Consider the following 21433-nt stretch of genomic DNA (forward strand, 5'->3'; position numbering starts at 1 on the left):
CTTAATCTTTCGGTCGTTGAGCGAGCGGAACGCGTCAGCGGCCGGAGAGTTCGTTGGTGAGGGTGAAGAGCCCGGAGTGGTCGAGCGCACCGTCGCCGCGGGCGACGAGAGCGTTCACGAGCTGTGCGACGGCGGCACCGAGCGGGATGGTGACCCCGACGGAGCGGGCGGCGGAGGTGACGATGCCCAGGTCCTTGTTGTGGAGGGCGAGACGGAAGCCGGGGGCGAAGTCGCGGTCGAGCATCTTCTGCCCCTTTTGGTCGAGGACCTTGGAGCCGGCGAGTCCGCCGCCGAGCACCTTGAGCGCCGCGTCGGTGTCGACGCCGAACGCCTCGAGGAAGACGACGGCCTCACTGAGCGCCTGGATGTTCACGGCGACGATGAGCTGGTTGGCCGCCTTGACGGTCTGGCCGGCGCCGGCGGGTCCGACGTGCACGATGGTCTTGCCGATCGCGTTCAGGACGGGTTCGGCGGCCGCGAAGTGCTCGGGCGATCCGCCGACCATGATCGACAGCGCACCGTCGATCGCGCCCTGCTCGCCGCCGGAGACCGGGGCGTCGACCGCACCGAAGCCGGCGGCGACCGCTTCTTCGGCGAGGGTCTTGGCGACGTCGGGGCGGATCGAGGAGTTGTCGATCCACAGCGCGCCGGCCTTGGCGTTCGCGAAGACGCCGTCGTCGCCGCGCACGACACCTTCGACGTCGGGCGAATCCGGGACCATGGTGATGATGACGTCGGCGTCCTTCACGGCATCCGCGATGCTGGTCGCTCCCGCGCCTCCGGCCTCGACGAGGGCGTCGATGGGCTCCTGGCTGCGGTTGAACCCGGCCACCTCGTAGCCGGCCTTGACGAGGTTCTTGGCCATGGGGAGGCCCATGATGCCGAGGCCGATGATGGCGATGCTGGTCATGAGTTCGCTCCTTCGCGGGTGAGCCAGGCGAACGCGTCCGCCTGGGTGGCCTTGTACTCGAGGCCGATGACTCCGGTGTATCCGCCGGCGCGGGCGGCGTCGAGCCACTCGGTCAGCGGCAGGTCGCCGGTGCCGGGCTCGCCGCGACCGGGGGCGTCGGCGATCTGGATGTGGCCGAACTCGCCGGCGTGCCCGGCGATGACCGCCGCGACGTCGTCGCCGTTGACGGCCAGGTGGTAGAAGTCGGCCAGCAGTCGGATGTTGTCGACGCCGTGCTCGTCGCGCACGCGGGCGATGATCGCCAGCGCGTCGGCGGCGGTCTTGAGCGGGTACGCGTCCATGCCCGAGACCGGCTCGAGCAGCACGATGCCGCCGATCTTCGCCACGGCAGACCCGGCGATCGCGAGGTTCTGCACCGCGAGGTCGTCCTGCGCCTGTGCGTCTGCACCCTCGATGCGGTTGCCGTAGAGGGCGTTGAAGGCCTTCGTGCCGAGACGCTCGCCGATGCCGACGACGACGTCGACGTTGGCCCGGAACTCGTCCTCGCGACCGATCCAGGAGACGAGACCCCGGTCACCCGCAGGCATGTCGCCGGCGAAGAAGTTGAGGCCGGTCAGCTGCACGCCGGCGTCCTGGATCGCGGAGACGAACTCATCGACCTCCTGCTGCGCGGGGACGGCCGAGGCGAACGGCCACCAGAACTCCACGGCGTCGAAGCCGGCGGCCTTGGCCGCGGCGGGGCGCTCCAGGGTCGGCAGCTCGGTCAGCAGGATCGAGGCGTTCACGGTGTAACTCATGGGTTCATCCTTGATTTCGGATCGTGGAAGTAAAGTTTCTACTAGTGAAAAGAGTACGCCGAACTCCGCGGGGATGTCAACGGCATCCCCACGGGGTTCGCCCGGCGTCAGGTGAGCCGGATCTGCCGGTTCATGTCCTTGTACAGCAGGTAGCGGAAGTCCTCCGGGCCGCCGGCATAGCAGGCCTGCGGGCAGAAGGCGCGCAGCAGCATGTAGTCGCCGGCCTCGACCTCGACCCAGTCGTCGTTGAGCCGGTAGACCGCCTTGCCCTGCAGCACGAACAGACCGTGCTCCATCACGTGGGTCTCGGCGAACGGGATCGTGCCGCCGGGCTTGAACGTGACGATGTTCACCTGCATGTCGTGCGCGACGTCGCTCGCGTCGGAGAACCGGGTGGTCGCCCAGACGTCGTCGGTGTCGGGCATGGACGTCGGCTCGATGTCCTTGTCGCTGGTGACGAAGGATGCCGGGGCGTCGACGCCGTCGAGCCACTCGTACGCCTTGCGGATCCAGTGGAAGCTCGTGATCTCGTCGCCCTCGTTGGCGAGCGACCAGGTGGCACCCGGTGCGAGGAAGGCGTAGCCGCCCTCCTCGAGCACGTGCCGCTCGCCCTCGAGGTTCAGCGTGAGCGACCCTGTCGTGACGAAGACCACGCCCTCGACCCCGGCCTCGACCTCGGGCTTCGGGGCACCGCCTCCGGGAGCGATCTCGACGATCAGCTGCGAGAACGTCGTGGCCGAGCTCGGCGTCGGCCGGGCGATGATCCAGGCGCGTGTGTTCGTGAAGCCGGGCAGGGTGCTGGTGACGATGTCGCGCAGCACGCCCTTCGGGATGACGGTGTACGCGAGCTTCACGACCGCGCGGTCGGTGAGCAGCGCCGACTGACCGGGAAGACCACCGGCGGGCGTGTAGTAGGTGCGTTCGGGGGTGCTCATGAGGTCTCCTCCTCGGATACGGCGAGCTTCGGATGCGCGAGCCGGATCAGCTCCGCGGGTGCGGCGGCAGCGGCATCCCGCACCTCCGCCTCGGTGACGGCGCCGCATTCCAGGCCGCGCACGACGAAGCGCGCGAGGGCCCGCGCAGTGGCCGGCTCGTCCATGATCGTCGCGTCGCTGCCGTGCAGGTAGTTGTCGAGACGGCGCGCGGCGGCCGCGAAGCCCTCGCGGTAGAACGCATACGTGGCGAGGTAGCGGGTCGGCAGCTGGGCGGCGTGCAGATCCCACCCCTGGTAGTAGCCGCGCTCGAGCGAGCGCCGCACCAGACGGGCGTGCAGCTGCCAGGCGCTGCGGACGTGATCGGCGTCGCCGACCGGGATGACGTTGGTGGATCCGTCGGACAGACGCACGCCGGTCTCGGCGACCGCGACCTGCATCACCTGCTTCGCGTAGTCGGCGGCCGGATGCTCCATCGACTGGTGCGCCGCAGCGATCTGCAGCGAGGCGCTGTAGTCGTAGGTGCCGTAGTGCAGCGCCGTGACCCGTCCCTTCGCGCGGTGCAGCAGCGTCGCGACCGGCACCGAACCGTCGGCGGCGATGATCAGCTGCGGCGTCTCCATCTGCACCTCGAAGCGCAGGCGTCCGGGCGCGAGACCCAGCCGCTCCTCGAAACGCTCGCAGAGCACGACCATCGCCTCGACCTGCGCGACCGTGGTCACCTTGGGCAGCGTCAGCACGAGCCCGGCCGGCAGAGGTCCCGCGGCCGCCAGGGCCGTCAGGAACAGATCGAGGGTGCGGATGCCGCGGCGACGCGTCGGCGCCTCGAAGCACTTGAAGCGGATGCCGATGAACGGCGGCGCGGTGCCTGCGGCCACGGCCTCGGCCACGCGCTCCGCGGCGAGGATCGCATCGGCATCCTCCTCGGCATCCGGCCGGGCGCCGTAGCCGTCTTCGAAGTCCAGGCGGAGGTCTTCGATCGGCTCGCGCTGCAGCTTGGCATTGACGAGCGGCGCGAGTTCGGCGGCGAGGTCGCCGAGGCCCACGGCATCCGCCAGCGCCGCGATGCCGCCGAACGCGGAGACGGCCCCTGCCGCCTCCGCGCCGAAACGTGCCGCCAGATCGGGGGTGAACCGGTCGGCGGGCACGTAGAGCGTGTGCACCGGCTGCCGGCTGCCGTCATCGCCCGGATAGGAGGTCGCGAGCAGAGTGTCGGTCGCGGAGAGCCGGGTGTCGATGTCGGCGAAGTCGTCGTCGCCCAGGGTCGAGGTGCGCGGATCGACACTGGCGGCCACGGTGCTCACTCCTTGCTCGAGGCGGACGAAGCGGATGAGGCGACGCGGACGATCGCCTCGGCCACCGCGCCGGCCACCAGCGGATCGAACACGCTGGGGATGATGAAGCTCGCATTGAGTTCGTCGTCTCCCACGCGCGAAGCGATCGCCTCGGCGGCTGCGACCAGCATAGGCGCGGTGATGTCGGACACGCCCGCGTCGAGCAGCCCGCGGAAGACGCCCGGGAACGCCAGCACGTTGTTGATCTGGTTCGGGAAGTCGCTGCGACCGGTCGCCACGACCGCGGCGTGCTTCGACGCGATGATCGGGTCGACCTCGGGGGTCGGGTTCGCCATCGCGAACACGATCGCGTCGTCCGCCATCGCGGCGATGTCGTCCTCGCCGAGGATGTTCGGAGCGCTCACCCCGATGAACACGTCGGCATCGACCATGGCCTCCTTCAGCGTGCCCTGGAACCCGCGCGGGTTGGTGGTCGCCGCGATCTCGGTGCGGTGCGCGTCGGTGTACTCCGCCCCCGAGTGGATGGCGCCGTCCCGGCCGCAGGCGACGATGTCACGAGCGCCCTCGGCGAGCAGCAGCTGCACGATCGCGTTGCCGGCGGCGCCGACGCCGGAGACGACGATGCGCACGTCTCCGATCTTCTTGCCCACGACCTTGAGGGCGTTGCCGAGTGCCGCGAGGGTCACGATGGCAGTGCCGTGCTGGTCGTCGTGGAAGACGGGGATGTCGAGCTCTTCGCGCAGACGGGCCTCGATCTCGAAGCAGCGCGGCGCCGCGATGTCTTCGAGGTTCACGCCGCCGTAGACCGGGGCGATGGCCTTGACGATCGAGATGATCTCCTCGGTGTCCTTGGTGTCGAGGCAGACCGGCCAGGCGTCGACGTTCGCGAACTGCTTGAACAGTGCGGCCTTGCCCTCCATGACCGGAAGCGCGGCCTCTGGTCCGATGTCGCCGAGGCCGAGCACGGCGGTGCCGTCGGTGACGACGGCGATCGCGTTGCGCTTGACCGTGAGCTGGCGCGCCTTGCTCTTGTCTTCGGCGATCGCCATGCAGACGCGGGCGACGCCCGGCGTGTACGCACGGGACAGGTCGTCGCGGTTGCGCAGCGGAACCCGCGGGACGACCTCGAGCTTGCCGCCGAGGTGCATCAGGAAGGTGCGGTCGCTGACGAGGCGCACCGTGACGCCCTCGAGCGCGTCGATCGCCTCGCGCACGCGCTCGGCGTGCTCCTCACCCGTGGTGTTGCAGGTCAGGTCGACGACGATCGTCTTCGGGTGCGACTCGACGACGTCGAGCGCCGTGACCGCCGCCCCCGCTTCGGCCGCCGCCGCAGCGAGCTCGCTGGTGACGCTGAAGTTCGAGGGAGCATCGATCCGCAGCGTGATGGAGTTCCCGGGTCCCGGATTCGCCATGTTTCCTCCGTCTATGTTTTCGTATCGTGGATTCTATTATCTACTTTATGGAACTTTGTGGCAAGCGCAGGTAATGTTTGTGCGCGTCTGTTTCGACATGCCTCTCTCGCATGATGGAATGAACCAGACCCCGACGGAGGATCCGATGACCGATACCAAGCCCGCGAAGAGCGCCGGATCCGGCGTGCAGTCGGTGGAACGCGTCTTCGAGCTCATCGAGCTGGTGACCGACGCCGGCGGCGACGTGACGCTCAGCGAACTCGCCGCATCGACCGATCTGCCGCTGCCCACGATCCACCGGCTGCTGCGCACGCTCGTCTCGCTCGGATACGCGCGACAGCTGCCCAACCGCCGCTACGCGCTCGGACCGAAGCTCATCCGCATCGGCGAAGGCGCCTCGCGCCAGTTCGGCGCCCTCGCGCGTCCGCAGCTCAAGCGCCTGGTCGATGACCTCGGCGAGAGCGCCAACATGGCGGTGCTCGACGGCGACATGGTCGTCTACGTCGCACAGGTGCCGTCGCTGCACTCCATGCGCATGTTCACCGAGGTCGGCCGCCGCGCGAACCTGCACGACACCGGCGTCGGCAAGGCGATCCTGGCCCAGCTCTCCGACGAGACCGTGCGCGGCATCGTCAGCCGGGCCGGCATGCCGACGCCCACCGAGTACAGCCTCGGCACGATCGACGACCTGCTGGCCGAGCTCGATCGCATCCGCGAACGCGGCTACGCGATCGACGACCAGGAGCAGGAGATCGGCGTCCGCTGCTTCTCGATGGCCGTGCCCGACGCGCCGACCCCGACCGCCGTGTCGGTGTCGGGTCCGATCTCCCGCGTCGACGAGGCCTTCGGCGGGCGAGCGGTGCCGATGCTGCGCCGGGCGGCCGAGGCCATCAGCGCCGAGCTCTCCGTCTGACAGCACGTCGGCACCCGCCCACCCGGCCGCGATTACTCCGCGTCCGATCCGCTGGTGCCGGCGTTCACGTCGGACAGCCGGTAGCGCTCCGCCGCCTGCGCGGGCGCGGCGGCATCCACCTCCCCGCGCGCGGCGAGCAGCTGCAGCATCCGCACCACGATCGACGCACCGTCGATCTTGAAGAAGCGTCGCGCAGCGGCCCGCGTGTCCGAGAACCCGAAGCCGTCGGCGCCGAGCGTCGCCCAGTCGTTCGGCACGAACTGGCGGATCTGGTCGGGCAGATCTTTGGCGTAATCGCTGACGGCGACGATCGGTCCCTCGGCGCCGGCGAGCTGGCTCTGCACGAACGGGGTGCGGATGCCGCGCTCGGGGTGCAGGAACGCCTCCTCCTCGGCGGCGACCGCGTCGCGGCGCAGCTCGGTCCATGAGGTGACCGACCACACGTCGGCCGCGACGCCCCAGTCGGCGGCGAGGAGCTCCTGTGCCTCGAGCGCCCACGTGACGCCGATGCCCGAGGCGAGCAGCTGGGCACGCGGTCCCTCCCCCGTGGCGGGCGCGATGCGGTGGATGCCACCGAGGATGCCCTCGACATCGGCTCCTTCGGGCTCGGCCGGCTGCACGATCGGCTCGTTGTAGACCATGAGGTTGTAGATGTGATCGCGGTCCGACGAGTCCGGTCCGTACATCCGCTCGATGCCGGCGCGCATGATGTGGCCGATCTCGTACCCGAACGCGGGGTCGTACGTGACCACGGCCGGGTTGGTCGCGGCGAGCAGCGGCGAGTGGCCGTCGGCGTGCTGCAGCCCTTCTCCGGTCAGCGTGGTGCGTCCCGCGGTGGCCGAGATCAGGAACCCCCGGGTCATCTGGTCGGCCGCCGCCCACAGCGAGTCGCCGGTGCGCTGGAATCCGAACATCGAGTAGAAGACGTACACCGGGATCAGGGGCACGCCGTGCGTGGCATAAGCCGTACCCGCAGCCGTGAACGCCGCGATGGATCCGGCCTCGTTGATTCCGACGTGCACGATCTGCCCCGACGTCGACTCCTTGTACGACAGCACGATGTCGCGGTCGACCGCGAGGTAGTTCTGACCGTTCGGGTTGTAGATCTTCGCCGTGGGGAAGAACGCGTCCATGCCGAACGTGCGGGCCTCGTCGGGGATGATCGGCACGATCCGCTTGCCGAACTCCGGGTCGCGCATGAGGTCCTTCAGCACGCGGACGAACGCCATCGTCGTCGCCGCCTGCTGCTTGCCCGAACCGCGGGCCGCGACCTCGTACGCCTTCGGGTCGGGCAGCGTGATCGCCTCGTGCTGCGACCGACGCTCGGGCACGAAGCCGCCGAGCGCGCGGCGACGCTCGTGCAGGTACGCGATCTCCGGGGCGTCCGCACCCGGGTGGTAGTACGGCGGCAGGTACGGGTCGGCCTCGAGCTGCGCGTCCGAGATCGGCACCCGGAGGTGGTCGCGGAAGTCCTTGAGGTCCTGCAGCGTCAGCTTCTTCATCTGGTGCGTCGCGTTGCGGGCCTCGAAGCGCTGCCCCAGCCCGTAGCCCTTCACGGTCTTGACCAGGATCACCGTGGGCTTGCCGTTGTGCGCGAGCGCCTGCTCGTACGCCGCGAACACCTTGCGGTAGTCGTGGCCGCCGCGCCGGAGGTGCCAGATGTCGTCGTCGGTGAGGCCGTCGACCAGCGCGCGCGCCCGAGGGTCGCGTCCGAAGAAGTTCTCCCGGATGAAGGCGCCGGATTCTGCCTTGTACGTCTGGTAGTCGCCGTCGACCGTGGTGTTCATGATGTCGACGAGCGCGCCGTCCTGATCGTGTGCCAGCAGGCCATCCCACTCCCGGCCCCAGATCACCTTGATCACGTTCCAGCCCGCACCGCGGAAGAACCCCTCCAGCTCCTGGATGATCTTGCCGTTGCCTCGGACGGGTCCGTCCAGACGCTGCAGGTTGCAGTTGACGACGAAGGTGAGGTTGTCGAGGCCCTCGTTCGCGGCGAGCTGCAGGAGCCCGCGCGACTCCGGCTCGTCCATCTCGCCGTCGCCCAGGAATGCCCAGACGTGCTGCTGCGAGGTGTCCTTGAGGCCGCGACCCTGCAGGTAGCGGTTGGACTGCGCCTGGTAGATCGCGTTCATCGGGCCGATGCCCATCGACACCGTCGGGAACTCCCAGAACTCCGGCATCAGCCGCGGATGCGGGTACGACGACAGCGCGTGCCCCTCGCGCGACTTCTCCTGGCGGAAGCCGTCGAGGACCTCCTCGCTCAGACGACCCTCGAGGAAAGCGCGGGCGTAGATCCCGGGAGAGGCGTGCCCCTGGAAGTAGATCTGGTCGCCGCCGCCCTCGTGGTCCCTGCCGCGGAAGAAGTGGTTGAAGCCGACCTCGTACAGCGTCGCCGCCCCGGCGTAGGTCGAGATGTGACCGCCGACGCCGATGCCCGGACGCTGAGCGCGGTGCACCATGACCGCCGCGTTCCAGCGCATCCAGGCGCGATAGCGCCGCTCCAGCTCCTCGTCACCGGGGTACTCCGGCTCGTCGGCGGCATCGATCGTGTTCACGTAGTCGGTCGTGATCGCCTCGGTGCGCAGTCCTGCGCGATCGACGAGGGTCCGCACGATGTGCGCGCCGCGATCGGTGCCGCGCTCGCTGATGAGCGCGTCGAGGGATTCGAGCCACTCGGCGGTCTCCTCGGGATCGAGGTCGGTGTCGAGGTCGGTGGTGTCGAGGTCGGCGGAAGTGACGGCGGAGGCGCGATTGTCGGTCACGGTACGGCCTTTCTTGTTAGATGGAGGGGTCTGCCTCACCGGCAAGCGGAGTGGGCAGCGGATCAGATTCGGGAGGTGTCGGCATGAGCGGACGCACAGCCGTCGTGACAGGTGCAGGTTCGGGTATCGGCCGCGCGGTGGCCCGCGCCCTGCTCGAGGCGGGCTTCCGGGTGGCGCTCGCCGGACGTCGGGAGGACGCCCTGCACGAGACGGCCGACGGCCACCCCGACGCGATCGTCGTGCCCACCGACGTCACGGTGCAGGCCGAGGTCGAGGCGCTGTTCGCGCGCACCGTGGCCGAGTGGGGCCGCGTGGACGTGCTGTTCAACAACGCCGGCGTCTTCGGCCCGACGGCATCCGCGGCGGAGATCTCGCTCGCCGACTGGCAGAAGACGCTCGACGTGAACGTCACCGGGTCGCTGCTGTGCGCGGGCGCCGCGATGCGCGCGATGATCGCGCAGCAGCCGTCGGGCGGCCGCATCATCAACAACGGATCGATCTCGGCGCACGTGCCGCGGCCCCTCTCGGTGGCCTACACAGTGAGCAAGCACGCGATCAGCGGGCTGACGAAGTCGATCGACCTCGACGGTCGCGCCCACGGCATCTCGTGCGGCCAGATCGACATCGGCAACGCCCGCACGTCGATCATGACCGATCTGGGCGTCGGCTCCGGAGCTCTGCAGCCCGACGGATCGCGCCGGGTGGAGCCGACCTTCGACGTGGCGGATGCCGCGCGCGCCGTGCTCTTCATGGCGCAGCTGCCCGCCGAGGCGAACGTCTCGACGCTGACGGTCGCGGCATCCGGCATGCCGTTCGGGGCCCGGGGCTGACACAGCCGTCAGCGCCTCGATCCGCCGCGCAGCGTTCGGATGACGTCGGTCTTCACGGCTCGCACGGGGCTCGCCGCGAACACCGAGGGGTCCTCAGGAGTGCCCTTCGTGAAGTGGTTGAACACGAGGTTCAGCACGATCGCCATGATCGCGGCCGAGCTGATGCCCGAGCCGAAGATGACCTGGAACCACGTCGGGAAGTTCATGTAGATGTCGTGGTTGACCTCGGGCAGCACGCCGAACGACAGCGAGGCGGCGACGATGATGAGGTTCATGTTGCCGTCGTACTTCACCTTGGAGAGCGTGCGGATGCCGCTGGCGGTGACGGTGCCGAACAGCACGAGGCCCGCGCCACCGAGGACGGCGGTGGGCACGGCCGCGACGACCCGGCCGAGGATCGGCGTCAGTCCGAGGATGATGAGGATGACCCCGCCGGCCGCCACCGCGTAGCGGCTCTTGATCTTCGTCACGGCCACGAGTCCGACGTTCTGCGCGAACGCGCTCTGCGTGAACGAGTTGAAGATCGGCGAGATCGCGCTCGACACCATGTCGGCGCGCAGGCCCGCGGCGATCCGCTTGCGGTCGACCTTCGAGCCCGTGATCTCGGCGACGGCGATGATGTCGGCCGTGGTCTCGGTGAGGATCACCAGCACGACGATCGTCATCGACACGATCGCGGCCAGGTCGAACGTCGGCACGCCGAAGGCGAACGGCGTCGGGAACGCGAAGACCGGACCGTCGAGGACGTTCGAGAAGTCCGCCCGGCCGATGACCGCGGCGAAGACCGTGCCGACGACCATGGCGATCAGGATCGACAGGCGCGAGATGGTCGCGTTGCCGAGCTTGCTCAGCACCATGATGACCAGCAGCGTGAATCCCGCGATGCCGACGAACACGGGATCGGCGTAGGTCGGCGCCTCGGGATCCGCCCCGGTGATCCAGCGCGCCGCCACGGGCACGAGCGACAATCCGATCATCGTGATGACCGTGCCGGTCACCACCGGCGGGAAGAACCGCACGATGTGCGCGAAGAACGGCGCGACCACGAGCCCGATCAGCGAGGCGACGATCACCGCGCCGAACACGGCGGGGAGGCCGCTGCCCTGATTGACGATCGCGAGCATGGTCGCGACGCCGGCGAACGAGACGCCCTGCACGAGCGGCAGCTGCGAACCGAAGAACGGGATGCCGAGGGTCTGCAGCAGCGTCGCGAGGCCGCCCATGAACAGGCAGGCGGCGACCAGCACGCCGACCTCGGCCGACGTGAGTCCGGCCGCGGCGCCGATGATGAGCGGCGGCGCGATGATGCCGCCGTACATCGTGAGCACGTGCTGGAGCCCGAACATGAAGGCGGTTCCGGCACCGAGGCGCTCGTCTTCGGGCCGGGTCGATGCGGCCGTGGTCTTCTGGGAGTTTCGAGATGCAGTCATTCGGGGACCTCCTTGTCCGGACCCGCTCTTCGGGGTGGGCGTAGCGGTTGGTGGGCATGGTGAACATCGGGGTGAGCCCGGTGCGTCGGAGACGGGCTCACCCCTGGTCGGGTGGATCAGGTGCGAGTCAGCAGAAGCCGGGCACGCTGTCCCACACGCGGTGGTCGGCATCCGCTCCTTCACGGAGGAACGACGCCTCGATCAGGCCGTACGGACGGTCGGCCGCGTAGAACACCTCGTTCGGGTTCTCCAGGCCGAACGGCGACAGGTCGACGACGAAGTGGTGGCTGTTCGGCGTCGAGAAGCGGATCTCGTCGATCTCGTCGTGCGCGTCGAGAACCGCGGCAGCCATGTCGTGCAGGGTGTTCTGCAGGGCGTAGGAGTAGTTGGCCGCGAAACCTTCGAGCAGGAGGCGCCGCACATCGGCGAACACCTCGTTGAAGTCGATGTCGGTGCGGTTGTACCGCCACTTGGCGGTGACCGACGTCGCGAGGATGCGGTCGGTCGTCTCCTTCAGAGTCGTGTACCGGTCTTTCGGGTACCCGACGAAGCCGCTCTCGGTCGACTTGAGGACCTTCAGGTCGGTGAGCCCTGCGATGACCGTGGTCTGCTCGCCGTCGATCTCGACGAGACCCGTGCGGGTCTCGGTGCCGCCGCGCACGAACGAGTGGTCGTGGCCCTGGCCGTCGACGTCGATGCGCTGCCAGGTGTACTGGTCCGCCTCCCAGCGGCCCCCGGTCACCCAGTCGAACTCGCCCGTGAAGTGACGCCCGAGACGCAGCAGGTACTCCTCCGGGCTGCCGATGCCGTCCTTGGCGAAGGCGTACACGGTGTTCTTCTGCGTGTCGGTCGCGACGACGTTGGCGTTGTCGCCGTTGAAGTGCGCGTCGGCGAAGTCGCCGCGCAGCTGCGACGTGACGTTGAGATCCTCGATCTCGTGACGGGCGGTGTCGCGCGTGACCCGCACGACGCGGACCTCGGCCTTGCCGTACTGGTTCTTGCCCAGGATGATTCCGGTCATGTTCTTCTCAGCTTCCTCGGTAAGTGGAATAGGCGAACGGGCTGAGCAGCAACGGCACGTGGTAGTGCCCCTGCTCGCTGTCGACCAGGAAGGTCAACACCACCTCCGGGAAGAAGGTGTCCGTGTCGATGCCGGCGAAGTAGGCCGCCGTGTCGAACCGGAGGCGGTAGGCACCGCTCTCCAGCCGTTCGGGACCGAGTTCTTTCACCCGTCCGTCGGCATCGGTGAGGCCCGTACCGATCCCGACCCATCCGTCGCCGTCTCGGGCCTCGAGTACGACGGCGACGCCGGGCGCAGGGCGCCCGATCGATGTGTCCAGGATGTGGGTGGTCACGTGAGAGACGCTCATGCGCGTGCTCCTTCAGTCTCGATGGCCCCGGCGAGGCGCAGCGCCGCGATCTCGCGCAGCTGCTGGTCGACCACCGCCAGTTCCTGTTCGGGGGTGTTGCCGAGCCGCTCCTGCAGCAGGGCGAGGATGTCGTCCGCCGACCGGCCGGCGGCGCGGACGAGGAAGACGCGGTCGAAGGCGGCCTCGTACGCCCGGTTGCCCGCGGCCAGTGCCTCGGCGGCCGTGGCGTCGACGCCGGACTGCTCGTTGCGGGCGAGCGCCGCCTCGGCGCTCTGACCCTCGGCGCGCTCGCCGATGCGCGGGTGGTGCGCGAGAGCCGCGTCGAGCTCGGCGGCGGTGAGCGGGGCGGCGGCGTTCGCCGCGGCTTCCGTCAACGCTTCGACGGACGCATAGGGCCGGCCGTCGACGATCGCCTCGTACCAGCGGGGAATGTCCAATGCGGGCTTCACGATGCCGATGGCGTCGTCGCGACTGCGGGAGTTGAACTCCGTGAGCAACATCTTTGATCCTCAGCGCATGCTGGCATCCGGCGCGTAAGACTATACGGTTCTCTTCCCGAGGGAAGGTGCTACTTTCCGTATGCCGGAACTGTTATTTCAGCATGCGTAACCAGTCTGCGCACTGCGCGACGAGTTGTCAACCCTCTTCATACACCGAGTTCGTCACGAAGGCGAGCGACGTGCCCGGTCGGGTCGACGCCGTACTCGGCACGCTGCACGACGCCGTCGGCATCCAGCACGAAGGTCGAGCGGATGACGCCCTCGAACGTGCGGTCGCCCACGGTCTTCTCGCCCCAGGCACCCCAGGCGCGGGCGGTGGCGGCATCCGTGTCAGCGAGGAGGGGGAAGGTGAGCCCCTCGGCGTCGGCGAACGCGCGGATGTCGGCGACGTCGTCAGGCGAGACGCCGAGCACGGCGTAGCCGGCCGCAGCAAGGGACGAGAGGTTGTCGCGGAAGTCGCAGGCCTCGGTCGTGCAGCCGGGGGTCGCCGCCTTCGGGTAGAAGTACACGACGACGCTCCGGCCGCGGTAGTCGTCGAGCGCGGTCTCGGCGCCATCGGCGTCCTGGAGACGGAAGGCAGGGGCGGCGTCGCCGATGGCGAGTCGTTCGGTCATGATCTCTCCGTTCGCTGATTCCGCATAGCGGAAGTCACTTTCTATATGCCGAGAGTGTATCGCGAAGGGCGTCCCAGATCGCCGCCGAGACTTCACGCTTCGACCCGGTTGCAGCACCCGCGATCACGCCCGACGGCCCGAGGATGTGCACGGCGTTGTCGCCGCTCTCGAACCCGCGCTCCCAGCCCACCTCGTTGACGACGAGCAGGTCGACGCCCTTGCGCTGCTGCTTGCGGCGCGCGCGATCGAACAGCTCCTCCTGGTCCTGCGGCGTCTCGGCGGCGAAGCCGACGACGAGCTGACCCGGGGTGCGCGCCGCCACGAGCGACGCCACGATGTCCTCGTTCTCGACGAGCTCGATCGGCGGGATGCCGCCGCCCTCCTTGGTGAGCTTGCGATCGGAGACCGCCACCGGGCGATAGTCGGCGACCGCGGCCGCCATCACCACGACATCGGCCTCGTCGGCGGCTTCCCTCATCGCGACGGCGAGCTCGGCGGCGGAACCGGCGGTCACCACGCGGATCGACGGATGCTGCGCGAGGGCGAGCACATCGCCCGAGACGTTGGCGGCGACGAGCACCACGCCGGCCCCGCGTGCGGCGGCCTCGGCGGCCAGCGCCGCCCCCTGCCGGCCGCTGGAGCGGTTTCCGAGGAAGCGGACCGGATCGATCGGCTCACGGGTACCGCCCGCCGACACGACGACGCGGAGTCCGTCGAGGTCGCGCGGAGCGAGCAGCTGCTGCGCCGCCGCGAAGATCTCGTCCGGCTCCGACATCCGCCCCGGCCCGCTGTCGCCGCCCGCGAGTTCACCGTCGGCCGGTCCGACGACGTGGACGCCACGGTGGCGGAGGGTCTCGATGTTCGCCCGCGTCGCCGGGTGCCGCCACATCTCGGCATGCATCGCGGGCGCGATGAGGACGGGCGCCTCGGTGGCGAGCAGCGTGGTGCCGAACAGGTCATCGGCGAGGCCCGCCGTCATCTTGGCGATCGAGTTCGCCGTCGCGGGTGCGACGATCACCAGTTCGGCCGCCTGGCCGAGAGCGACGTGGCGCACCTTCGCGACGTCGTCGTGCACGCTCGTCGTCACCGGATGCCGGCTGATGGCCTCCCACGTGGGCGTGCCGACGAAGCGCAGAGCGTCTTCCGTCGGCACCACCGTCACATCGTGACCGGCCTTCACGAGCAGGCGCACCAGGTGCACGGTCTTGTACGCGGCGATGCCGCCGGTTACCGCCACGACGATGTTCACCCTCCGATTCTGCCCCAGCATCCCTGCCCCGGGGGCACGACCTAGACTGGCCACCGTGTGCACGGTCGTGATCGATGTGGCGGATGCCGGAAACGCGCGGCTGCTGGCGGTGCGCGATGAGGATCCGGAGCGGGACTGGGATGCCCTGGGTCCGTGGTGGCCCGAGCAGTATCCCGGAGTGATCGGCATCCGTGATCGTCGCGCGGGCGGCGCCTGGCTCGCGACGAACCCGGAGGAGCGGCGGCTCGCCGTGCTGCTGAACCGCGAGGACGTGGGCGGGCTCTCTCCCGAGCACGCGGTCTCGCGCGGCACCCTCGCCCTGGAGTCCGTGATCGGACGTTCACCGGTCGCACCCCTCCCGATGCACGGCTTCAATCTGCTCGAGGTGCGGCCCGAGGGCGCGCGCGTACTCAGCTGGGATGGCGCGACGCTGGTGACGACTCCGATCGACCCCGGCACGCACATGATCGCGCACGACGACCTCGACGATCCGTCCACGCCGCGCATCTCGACCTGGCTGCCGGAGTTCCGGGCGCTCGGCCCCGCGGCGGCCGACGCCGACTGGGTCGACACCTGGGTCGGATTGCTCGCGGCATCCGCTCGCCTGTCTCCGGAGGATGACCGCGCGATCATCCGCGACAACCGCCCCCACGGCTACCCGACGCAGTCGCTGCTGTACGCCACGGCGTCCGTCACGCCGGCGGGCATCGAGGCGCACGACCGTAGCCTCCCCCGCCCCGGCCACTGGTCCTGACGCGGCCCACCTCCCTCTCTTGACGGAGCGCGATGATCGTCGTACTCTTTTCGTAAAGCAGAACATTAGTTCCACAATACGAAATCTAAGAGATCGAGTGAGGTGACGCCATGTCGAAGACCCCGAACGCCGTCGAGGTATCCGCACCGACACGCGTCGCGACCGAGCCGTCGCTCATCCACATCGATCCGGACTTCTCCATGCCCGCTCCGGGCGAGCGCGGCAACAGCTACCTGCGCGCTCTGCGCATCCTCTTCCCCAAGGCGTCCTGAGCGATCCGGCTTCCTGGGTTCGAGGATCGATTCTCATGCTCTAGCCGCGCCACATCCGCACGGTGCCGGCCGATGTTCCGCGGGCCTCAAACGTCTCAGTTGACGAGGCGATGGACGCCCGTCGAGATGAGTGTGACAATCGGTCGGGATTGCTGCCTAGGCACGCTCACGAGCGAACCTGAGAGCGCGCCTGGATCGCCCTGGACGAAGGGGAATAGTCGATCTCGATGATCGAGCGGGACAGTGATACCTTCCACACATGATGGTGTGGATCGTGTACTTGGAAGACGAGCCGGGGTTCATTGGGGTCTTCGATGTTGAACATGATGCGTACGAGTTCCAGGAGAAGTATGCAGCTGAGAGCGGGCGCTCTGTACTACTAACCCCGACCACCCTGCCCTACCGGCAGGAAGTCGTCGTCGCATCCCTATACGCGAAGACACTGAAGCCATGATCATCGGCGCCGCGTCTGAGCAGATGACGAAAGACAAACCCGCCGGAAACGTCTGCCAAGACTAGGTTTCGATAGTCGTATCCGGCAGGCACAGGAAGAGAGCGTCGTTCTTATCCCGCCGTCAGGTCAGCCACGGATTCGGTCCGGGTTCAGGCGACGCCGTTGATGAGGACGGTGACGGTACTCGTCCGACTTCAGGAACCCGCGCCCTCTTCCAGCGCCGCCTCGTCGATCATCTGCAGCATCCGCGCCGCGACGCTGACGGCGATCACCGCGGGCTGTTTGCCCGGCACCTCGGGGACGCCGATCGGCGTGATGACGCGCGCGAGGTCGTCCTCGCCGTGGCCGAGCTCGTCGAGCTTCTTCCGGAAGCGGGACCATTTCGATGACGAGCCGATGAGGCCGATCGAGGCCACGTCGTCCGACCGCAACGACATGTCCACGATCGCCAGGTCTTCGACGTGATCATGGGTCATCACCAGGACGTGCGAGCCGTGCGGCAAGCCGGCGAGCGCCGACTCGGGCACCGGTGCGAGCGTCACATGGATTCTCGCGACGCTGTCGGCGAAGACTCCGGACTCGCCGGGCACCCCGACCCTCTCCACCGCGAGCATCTCCGGCCGTGAGTCGATCAGGTGGAGGTCGACCTCGTGCCGCGCGAGGATGCGCGCCAGCTCGAGCCCCACGTGCCCCATCCCGAAGATCGCGATGCTCGGGATCACCCGCACCGGTTCGAGCATGATCGTGACCTCTCCTCCGCAGCACTGCACGCCGTACTCCGTGACGGCCTTGTCGCTCAGCGTGAGCACCAGCAGCTCGGGCTCCGCCGTTCCCGCGCGGAGCATCGCCCTGGCGCGTTCGACGGCCGTGGCCTCGAGGTTGCCGCCTCCGACGGTGCCGAACACCGCGTCGGGAGACACCACCATCTTCGCCCCGCCGTTGCGCGGCGCATGACCGCGCACCAGCGCGAGCGTCACGATCACCGCGGGCGTGCGCGAGGCGCGCAACGCCTGCAGCGCATCGACCCAGTCCATATCGCGTCCCGGTCAGATCGAGGCGAGGAGTTCCGGCTCGGGGACTCCGACGGCCTCCGATGCCTGCTGCGCGCTGCGGACGGCCCAGAAGACCGCTTCCGGCGTCGCCGGCGACCGCAGCTCGACCATGTGTCCCACCGGTCCGAACTCGCCGACGGCCTGGCGGAGCGCCTCGCGTGCGCTGAACGCCAGCATGAACGGCGGCTCGCCGACGGCCTTCGATCCGTACACGGCACCGTCTTCGCGGGCGTTCTCGAACAGGCGCACGTGGAACTGCTCCGGCATCTCCGAGAAGCTCGGGAGCTTGTAGGTGGATGCCGACTGCGTCTGCAGCCGACCACGGTTCGGTCCGTCGCTCTCGTCCCAGCGCAGTTCCTCCAGGGTCAGCCAGCCGACGCCCTGCACGTAGGCGCCCTCGATCTGGCCGATGTCGAGCATCGGCGACAGCGAGTCGCCCACGTCGTGGATGATGTCGACCCGGCGCACGGAGTACAGCCCGGTGAACTCGTCGACCTCGACCTCGGTCGCGGCGGCGCCGTACGAGAAGTACTTGAACGGGGAGCCCTGCATGATCTCCGGGTTCCAGTGCAGACCCTCGGTGCGGTAGTACCCGGCGGCGAAGAGCTGCACGCGCTGGAGGTACGCGGCGTTCGCCACCTCGGCGAAGCTGAGCCGCTGGGAGGTGTTGCCGAAGGCCGTGATGTACCCGCCCTCGAAGACGACATCGCGCTCGTCGGCGTTCAGCAGGCGACCGGCGACGGCGGCCATCCGCCCACGGATCTGCTCGCACGCGTTCTTCACCGCGCCGCCGTTCAGGTCGGTGCCCGACGACGCCGCCGTGGCGGAGGTGTTGGGCACCTTGTCGGTACGGGTGGGCGCCAGCCGCACCTGGTGCAGCTCCAGCCCGAGGGCGGTGGCCGCGACCTGCATCATCTTCGTGTGCAGACCCTGGCCCATCTCGGTACCGCCGTGGTTGATCAGCACCGAGCCGTCCTTGTAGACGTGCACGAGGGCACCGGCCTGGTTGAAGGCGGCGAAGTTGAACGAGATCCCGAACTTGATCGGCGTGAGCGCCAGAGCGCGCTTGATGTGCGGGCTGTTCGCGTTGAACGCGGCGATCTCCGCACGCCGCTCGTCGACCTCGGCCTCATCGCGCAGCTCGCTCCAGATCGCGCCCATGCGCGGCGCATCCTTCACGAGCTGGCCGTAGGGAGTCGTGTGACCCGCCTGGTAGAAGTTCTTCTCGCGGAGCTCGAGTGGATCGATGCCGAGCGCCGGAGCGACGCGGCCGAGGATGTCCTCGATCAGGAACACGCCCTGCGGTCCGCCGAATCCGCGGAACGCGGTGTTCGACGCCTTGTTGGTCTTCGCGATGCGACCGTAGGCGTGCACGTTCGGGATCCAGTAGGCGTTGTCGAGGTGGCACAGCGCACGGCCGAGCACCGGCTCCGACAGGTCGAGGCTCCATCCGCCGTCGCAGGTGAGCACCGCATCCAGTCCCTGCAGCATGCCGTCGGCGTCGAAGCCGACCTTCCACGAGATGTGGAACGGATGCCGCTTCCCCGTCATCGTGATGTCCTGCGTGCGGTTCAGACGCAGACGCACCGGACGACCGGTCAGCTTCGCGCCGAGCGCGGCGATCGCCGCGAGGCCGTGCGGCTGCATCTCCTTGCCACCGAAGGCGCCGCCCATGCGCAGCGACTGCACCGTCACCTCGCTCGACGTGATGCCGAGCACGTGCGCGATGATCTCCTGCGTCTCGGACGGATGCTGCGTCGAGCACTGCACGAAGTACTGCCCCTCGGAGTCCCGGATCGCGAGCGACGCGTGGGTCTCGAGGTAGAAGTGCTCCTGGCCGCCGAACTCGGTGACGCCTTCGAAGACGTGCGCGGCGGAGGCGAGGGCGGATGCCGCGTCGCCGCGCTGCACGGTGCGGGCGATGCCCTGATAGGACTCCGCGTCGATCGCGTCCTGCACGGTGATGAGCGACGGCAGCGGCTCGTACTCGACCTTCACGCGCTCGGCGCCGAGGCGCGCGGCCTCCTGCGTCTCGCCGAGCACCCAGACGAGGGCGTGCCCGTAGAACATCGCCTCGCTGGGGAAGAGCGGCTCGTCGTGCTTGATGCCGGCGTCGTTGATGCCGGGCACATCGTCGGCGGTGAGCACGCGGACGACGCCGGGCACCTCGTAGGCGCCGGAGACATCGACGGTGACCTTCGCGTGCGCGTTCGTCGACTGCACGGGCCACGCCGTCAGGACGCCGGCGGTGTGGGCGGCGAGGTCGTCGGTGTACATGGCCGCACCGGTGACGTGGAGGGCAGCACTCTCGTGCGCGGCCCGGTGTCCCACGATCGGGTTGGCCGGTCGGTCGGCGAGAGCACTCATGCCGACACCTCCTTCGAACTGATGACCGTGGTGCTGTACAGCTTGAGCAGCGCGGTGTTGAGCATGAGCGAACGGTAGCCCGCGCTCGCGCGGTGGTCCGACATCGGGGTGCCTTCCGCCCCGAGCACCTCCGACGCGGCGCGCACGGTGGCGATGTTCCACGGGCGGCCGATCAGCGCCGACTCGGTCGCCGTCGCGCGCAGCGGAGTGGCGGCGACGCCGCCGAGCCCGATCCGCGCCGCCGTGACGATCCCGTCCTCGATGTCGAGCGCGAAGGCGATCGCGACACTGGAGATGTCGTCGAAGCGCCGCTTGGCGATCTTCTGGAAGGCGGTCACCGCAGCGAGCGGTCGCGGGATGCGCACCGCACGGATCAGCTCGTCGGGACGCCGCACGGTCTGCCGGTAGCCGGTGAAGTACTCCGACAGCTCGACCTCCCTCTCCCCCTCGGCGGATGCCAGGACGAGCCGGGTGCCGAGAGCGAGCAGCGCCGGCGGAGTGTCGCCGATCGGCGAGCCGGTGCCGAGGTTGCCCCCGAACGTGGCGCGGTTGCGGATCAGACGCGACGCGAACTGCGGGAACAGCTTCGCGAGCAGCGGCACCGTGTCGCCCAGACGCTTCTCGACCTCGGAGAGCGGCAGCGCCGCGCCGATCTCGATGACGTCGTCGTCGACCCGGAGCGTCCGCAGCTCGTCGAGCTGCTCGATCGCGATCACCAGAGGTGCCCGGCGTCCGCGGATGTTCACCTCGACGCCCCAGTCGGTGGAGCCCGCCACGAGGAGCGCATCCGGCTCATCGCGGAGCAGGCGCAGAGCCTCGGCGAGGGATGCCGGGCGGAGGAAGCGCGAGCCGCCGACCTCGGCATCCGTCGGAACGGCGACCGGGGCCGGAGCCGAGAGCCGCTGCTGCAGCGGATCGTCCTCCTCCGGGACGCCCAGCGTGTAGGCGGCGTCGCGGATCGGGCGGTACCCCGTGCAGCGGCAGAGGTTGCCGCTGAGCGCGTGGAGGTCGAACCCGTTAGGGCCGTGCTCCGCATCGTGCGAGGGGATGCCGTCGTCGTGACCGGTGCCCCCTTCGTCCGGGGTGGTCTCGGCGGGAGTGCGGGCGGAGCGGTAGTACTCCCCCGCCATGCTGCACGCGAAGCCGGGGGTGCAGTAGCCGCACTGCGACCCGCCGGCCTCGGCGAGCTTCTCCTGGACCGGATGCAGGGCGTCCGGCGAGCCGAGACCCTCGGCGGTCACGATCTCCTGACCGTTGAGCGCATAGACCGGCACGAGACAGGCGTTGACCGGAGTCCACTCCGTGCCGCCATCCGGAGTCGGCGTCGCGAGCAGCATCGCGCACGCCCCGCACTCGCCCTCCGCGCACCCCTCCTTGCTCCCCGACAGTCCGGTGTCACGCAGCCAGTCGAGGGCGGTGGTGTGGGCGGCGGTGCCGTCGAGCGGGCGGACCCGCCCGTTGACGTTGACGGCGATGTCGGTGACGGCGATCTCGTTCATGGTCGAACTCCTCAGTACAGC

At 69.0% G+C, this 21433-nt stretch carries 20 protein-coding genes; 5 read left to right on the plus strand and 15 right to left on the minus strand.

Annotated features, from left to right (window positions below):
• Positions 1-34: 34 nt before the first annotated feature.
• From LC452_RS04155 to LC452_RS04175, 5 genes are all read right to left on the minus strand, one after another.
• Positions 35-910 carry a 2-hydroxy-3-oxopropionate reductase gene (locus LC452_RS04155; protein ID WP_223622762.1) on the minus strand — a complete coding sequence of 292 codons (876 nt, stop codon included), beginning with the start codon at positions 908-910 and terminating at the stop codon, positions 35-37.
• Positions 907-1707 (minus strand): hydroxypyruvate isomerase family protein, encoded by an 801-nt coding sequence (locus LC452_RS04160; RefSeq protein WP_223622763.1) that lies wholly within the window; start codon positions 1705-1707, stop codon positions 907-909. Before LC452_RS04160 ends, LC452_RS04155 begins: the two co-directional genes overlap by 4 nt.
• A 107-nt stretch (positions 1708-1814) precedes the next feature.
• The gene (locus LC452_RS04165) at positions 1815-2642 is read right to left on the minus strand and encodes a bifunctional allantoicase/(S)-ureidoglycine aminohydrolase (RefSeq protein ID WP_223622764.1); all 828 of its coding nucleotides are present in this window, start codon (positions 2640-2642) and stop codon (positions 1815-1817) included.
• Positions 2639-3934: an aldolase/citrate lyase family protein gene (locus LC452_RS04170; protein ID WP_223622765.1), complete on the minus strand. Its 1296-nt coding sequence runs from the start codon at positions 3932-3934 to the stop codon at positions 2639-2641. The genes LC452_RS04165 and LC452_RS04170 overlap by 4 nt, the downstream gene beginning before the upstream one ends.
• Before the next feature lie 5 nt (positions 3935-3939).
• The gene (locus LC452_RS04175; protein ID WP_223622766.1) at positions 3940-5346 is read right to left on the minus strand and encodes an NAD-dependent malic enzyme; all 1407 of its coding nucleotides are present in this window, start codon (positions 5344-5346) and stop codon (positions 3940-3942) included.
• Between the two features lie 145 nt (positions 5347-5491).
• On the opposite strand from LC452_RS04175, the gene LC452_RS04180 reads away from it, so the two are divergent.
• A complete protein-coding gene (locus LC452_RS04180) occupies positions 5492-6259 on the plus strand; it encodes an IclR family transcriptional regulator (protein WP_223622767.1) in 768 nt (255 codons plus the stop codon).
• 32 nt (positions 6260-6291) lie between these two features.
• Here the strand turns inward: LC452_RS04180 and aceE are convergent, their stop codons facing one another.
• Positions 6292-9021, minus strand: coding sequence for a pyruvate dehydrogenase (acetyl-transferring), homodimeric type (aceE, locus tag LC452_RS04185; RefSeq protein WP_223622768.1), 2730 nt, complete (start codon positions 9019-9021; stop codon positions 6292-6294).
• A gap of 83 nt (positions 9022-9104) precedes the next feature.
• Here aceE and LC452_RS04190 point away from each other — a divergent pair, with 83 nt between their 5' ends.
• Complete coding sequence (locus LC452_RS04190; protein WP_223622769.1) at positions 9105-9851, plus strand: SDR family oxidoreductase; 747 nt, start codon at positions 9105-9107, stop codon at positions 9849-9851.
• 8 nt (positions 9852-9859) lie between these two features.
• Here the strand turns inward: LC452_RS04190 and LC452_RS04195 are convergent, their stop codons facing one another.
• The 6 genes from LC452_RS04195 to coaBC form a co-directional block, all read right to left on the minus strand.
• Positions 9860-11281: a nucleobase:cation symporter-2 family protein gene (locus tag LC452_RS04195; protein WP_223622770.1), complete on the minus strand. Its 1422-nt coding sequence runs from the start codon at positions 11279-11281 to the stop codon at positions 9860-9862.
• A 127-nt stretch (positions 11282-11408) separates the two neighbouring features.
• Positions 11409-12302 carry a factor-independent urate hydroxylase gene (gene pucL, locus LC452_RS04200; protein WP_223622771.1) on the minus strand — a complete coding sequence of 298 codons (894 nt, stop codon included), beginning with the start codon at positions 12300-12302 and terminating at the stop codon, positions 11409-11411.
• A gap of 7 nt (positions 12303-12309) precedes the next feature.
• Complete coding sequence (gene uraH / locus LC452_RS04205) at positions 12310-12651, minus strand: hydroxyisourate hydrolase (protein WP_223622772.1); 342 nt, start codon at positions 12649-12651, stop codon at positions 12310-12312.
• The gene (uraD, locus tag LC452_RS04210; RefSeq protein WP_223622773.1) at positions 12648-13151 is read right to left on the minus strand and encodes a 2-oxo-4-hydroxy-4-carboxy-5-ureidoimidazoline decarboxylase; all 504 of its coding nucleotides are present in this window, start codon (positions 13149-13151) and stop codon (positions 12648-12650) included. Before uraD ends, uraH begins: the two co-directional genes overlap by 4 nt.
• A 146-nt stretch (positions 13152-13297) precedes the next feature.
• Positions 13298-13765: a thioredoxin-dependent thiol peroxidase gene (bcp, locus tag LC452_RS04215; protein ID WP_223622774.1), complete on the minus strand. Its 468-nt coding sequence runs from the start codon at positions 13763-13765 to the stop codon at positions 13298-13300.
• A 34-nt stretch (positions 13766-13799) separates the two neighbouring features.
• A complete protein-coding gene (coaBC, locus tag LC452_RS04220) occupies positions 13800-15014 on the minus strand; it encodes a bifunctional phosphopantothenoylcysteine decarboxylase/phosphopantothenate--cysteine ligase CoaBC (protein ID WP_223622775.1) in 1215 nt (404 codons plus the stop codon).
• Positions 15015-15069: 55 nt separating this feature from the next.
• On the opposite strand from coaBC, the gene LC452_RS04225 reads away from it, so the two are divergent.
• The 3 genes from LC452_RS04225 (at position 15070) to LC452_RS04235 (ending at position 16494) form a co-directional block, all read left to right on the plus strand.
• Positions 15070-15768, plus strand: coding sequence for an NRDE family protein (locus LC452_RS04225; RefSeq protein WP_223622776.1), 699 nt, complete (start codon positions 15070-15072; stop codon positions 15766-15768).
• Between the two features lie 110 nt (positions 15769-15878).
• Positions 15879-16040, plus strand: a complete 162-nt coding sequence (locus tag LC452_RS04230) for a hypothetical protein (RefSeq protein WP_223622777.1) — start codon at positions 15879-15881, stop codon at positions 16038-16040.
• Positions 16041-16299: 259 nt separating this feature from the next.
• Positions 16300-16494: a hypothetical protein gene (locus tag LC452_RS04235; RefSeq protein ID WP_223622778.1), complete on the plus strand. Its 195-nt coding sequence runs from the start codon at positions 16300-16302 to the stop codon at positions 16492-16494.
• A 194-nt stretch (positions 16495-16688) separates the two neighbouring features.
• Here LC452_RS04235 and xdhC read toward each other — a convergent pair whose 3' ends face one another.
• The 3 genes from xdhC to LC452_RS04250 are packed head-to-tail and all read right to left on the minus strand — an operon-like array spanning position 16689 to position 21412.
• Positions 16689-17528, minus strand: a complete 840-nt coding sequence (xdhC, locus tag LC452_RS04240; RefSeq protein ID WP_223622779.1) for a xanthine dehydrogenase accessory protein XdhC — start codon at positions 17526-17528, stop codon at positions 16689-16691.
• A gap of 12 nt (positions 17529-17540) precedes the next feature.
• Positions 17541-19913, minus strand: coding sequence for a xanthine dehydrogenase molybdopterin binding subunit (gene xdhB, locus LC452_RS04245; protein WP_223622780.1), 2373 nt, complete (start codon positions 19911-19913; stop codon positions 17541-17543).
• The gene (locus LC452_RS04250) at positions 19910-21412 is read right to left on the minus strand and encodes a xanthine dehydrogenase small subunit (RefSeq protein WP_223622781.1); all 1503 of its coding nucleotides are present in this window, start codon (positions 21410-21412) and stop codon (positions 19910-19912) included. The genes xdhB and LC452_RS04250 overlap by 4 nt, the downstream gene beginning before the upstream one ends.
• Positions 21413-21433: the final 21 nt, after the last annotated feature.

This window comes from Microbacterium sp. EST19A (assembly GCF_019969685.1).
In the GTDB taxonomy this organism is placed as follows: domain Bacteria; phylum Actinomycetota; class Actinomycetes; order Actinomycetales; family Microbacteriaceae; genus Microbacterium.

Coding starts and splice junctions, on each gene's coding strand:
- LC452_RS04160 (WP_223622763.1), bottom strand. CDS start 1,707: ATGAGTTACACCGTGAACGCCTCGATCCTGCTGACCGAGCTGCCGACC.
- LC452_RS04250 (WP_223622781.1), bottom strand. CDS start 21,412: ATGAACGAGATCGCCGTCACCGACATCGCCGTCAACGTCAACGGGCGG.
- LC452_RS04180 (WP_223622767.1), top strand. CDS start 5,492: ATGACCGATACCAAGCCCGCGAAGAGCGCCGGATCCGGCGTGCAGTCG.
- LC452_RS04175 (WP_223622766.1), bottom strand. CDS start 5,346: ATGGCGAATCCGGGACCCGGGAACTCCATCACGCTGCGGATCGATGCT.
- xdhC (WP_223622779.1), bottom strand. CDS start 17,528: ATGGACTGGGTCGATGCGCTGCAGGCGTTGCGCGCCTCGCGCACGCCC.
- LC452_RS04155 (WP_223622762.1), bottom strand. CDS start 910: ATGACCAGCATCGCCATCATCGGCCTCGGCATCATGGGCCTCCCCATG.
- LC452_RS04165 (WP_223622764.1), bottom strand. CDS start 2,642: ATGAGCACCCCCGAACGCACCTACTACACGCCCGCCGGTGGTCTTCCC.
- bcp (WP_223622774.1), bottom strand. CDS start 13,765: ATGACCGAACGACTCGCCATCGGCGACGCCGCCCCTGCCTTCCGTCTC.
- LC452_RS04195 (WP_223622770.1), bottom strand. CDS start 11,281: ATGACTGCATCTCGAAACTCCCAGAAGACCACGGCCGCATCGACCCGG.
- LC452_RS04235 (WP_223622778.1), top strand. CDS start 16,300: ATGATGGTGTGGATCGTGTACTTGGAAGACGAGCCGGGGTTCATTGGG.
- pucL (WP_223622771.1), bottom strand. CDS start 12,302: ATGACCGGAATCATCCTGGGCAAGAACCAGTACGGCAAGGCCGAGGTC.
- uraD (WP_223622773.1), bottom strand. CDS start 13,151: ATGTTGCTCACGGAGTTCAACTCCCGCAGTCGCGACGACGCCATCGGC.
- LC452_RS04190 (WP_223622769.1), top strand. CDS start 9,105: ATGAGCGGACGCACAGCCGTCGTGACAGGTGCAGGTTCGGGTATCGGC.
- LC452_RS04230 (WP_223622777.1), top strand. CDS start 15,879: ATGTCGAAGACCCCGAACGCCGTCGAGGTATCCGCACCGACACGCGTC.
- uraH (WP_223622772.1), bottom strand. CDS start 12,651: ATGAGCGTCTCTCACGTGACCACCCACATCCTGGACACATCGATCGGG.
- xdhB (WP_223622780.1), bottom strand. CDS start 19,913: ATGAGTGCTCTCGCCGACCGACCGGCCAACCCGATCGTGGGACACCGG.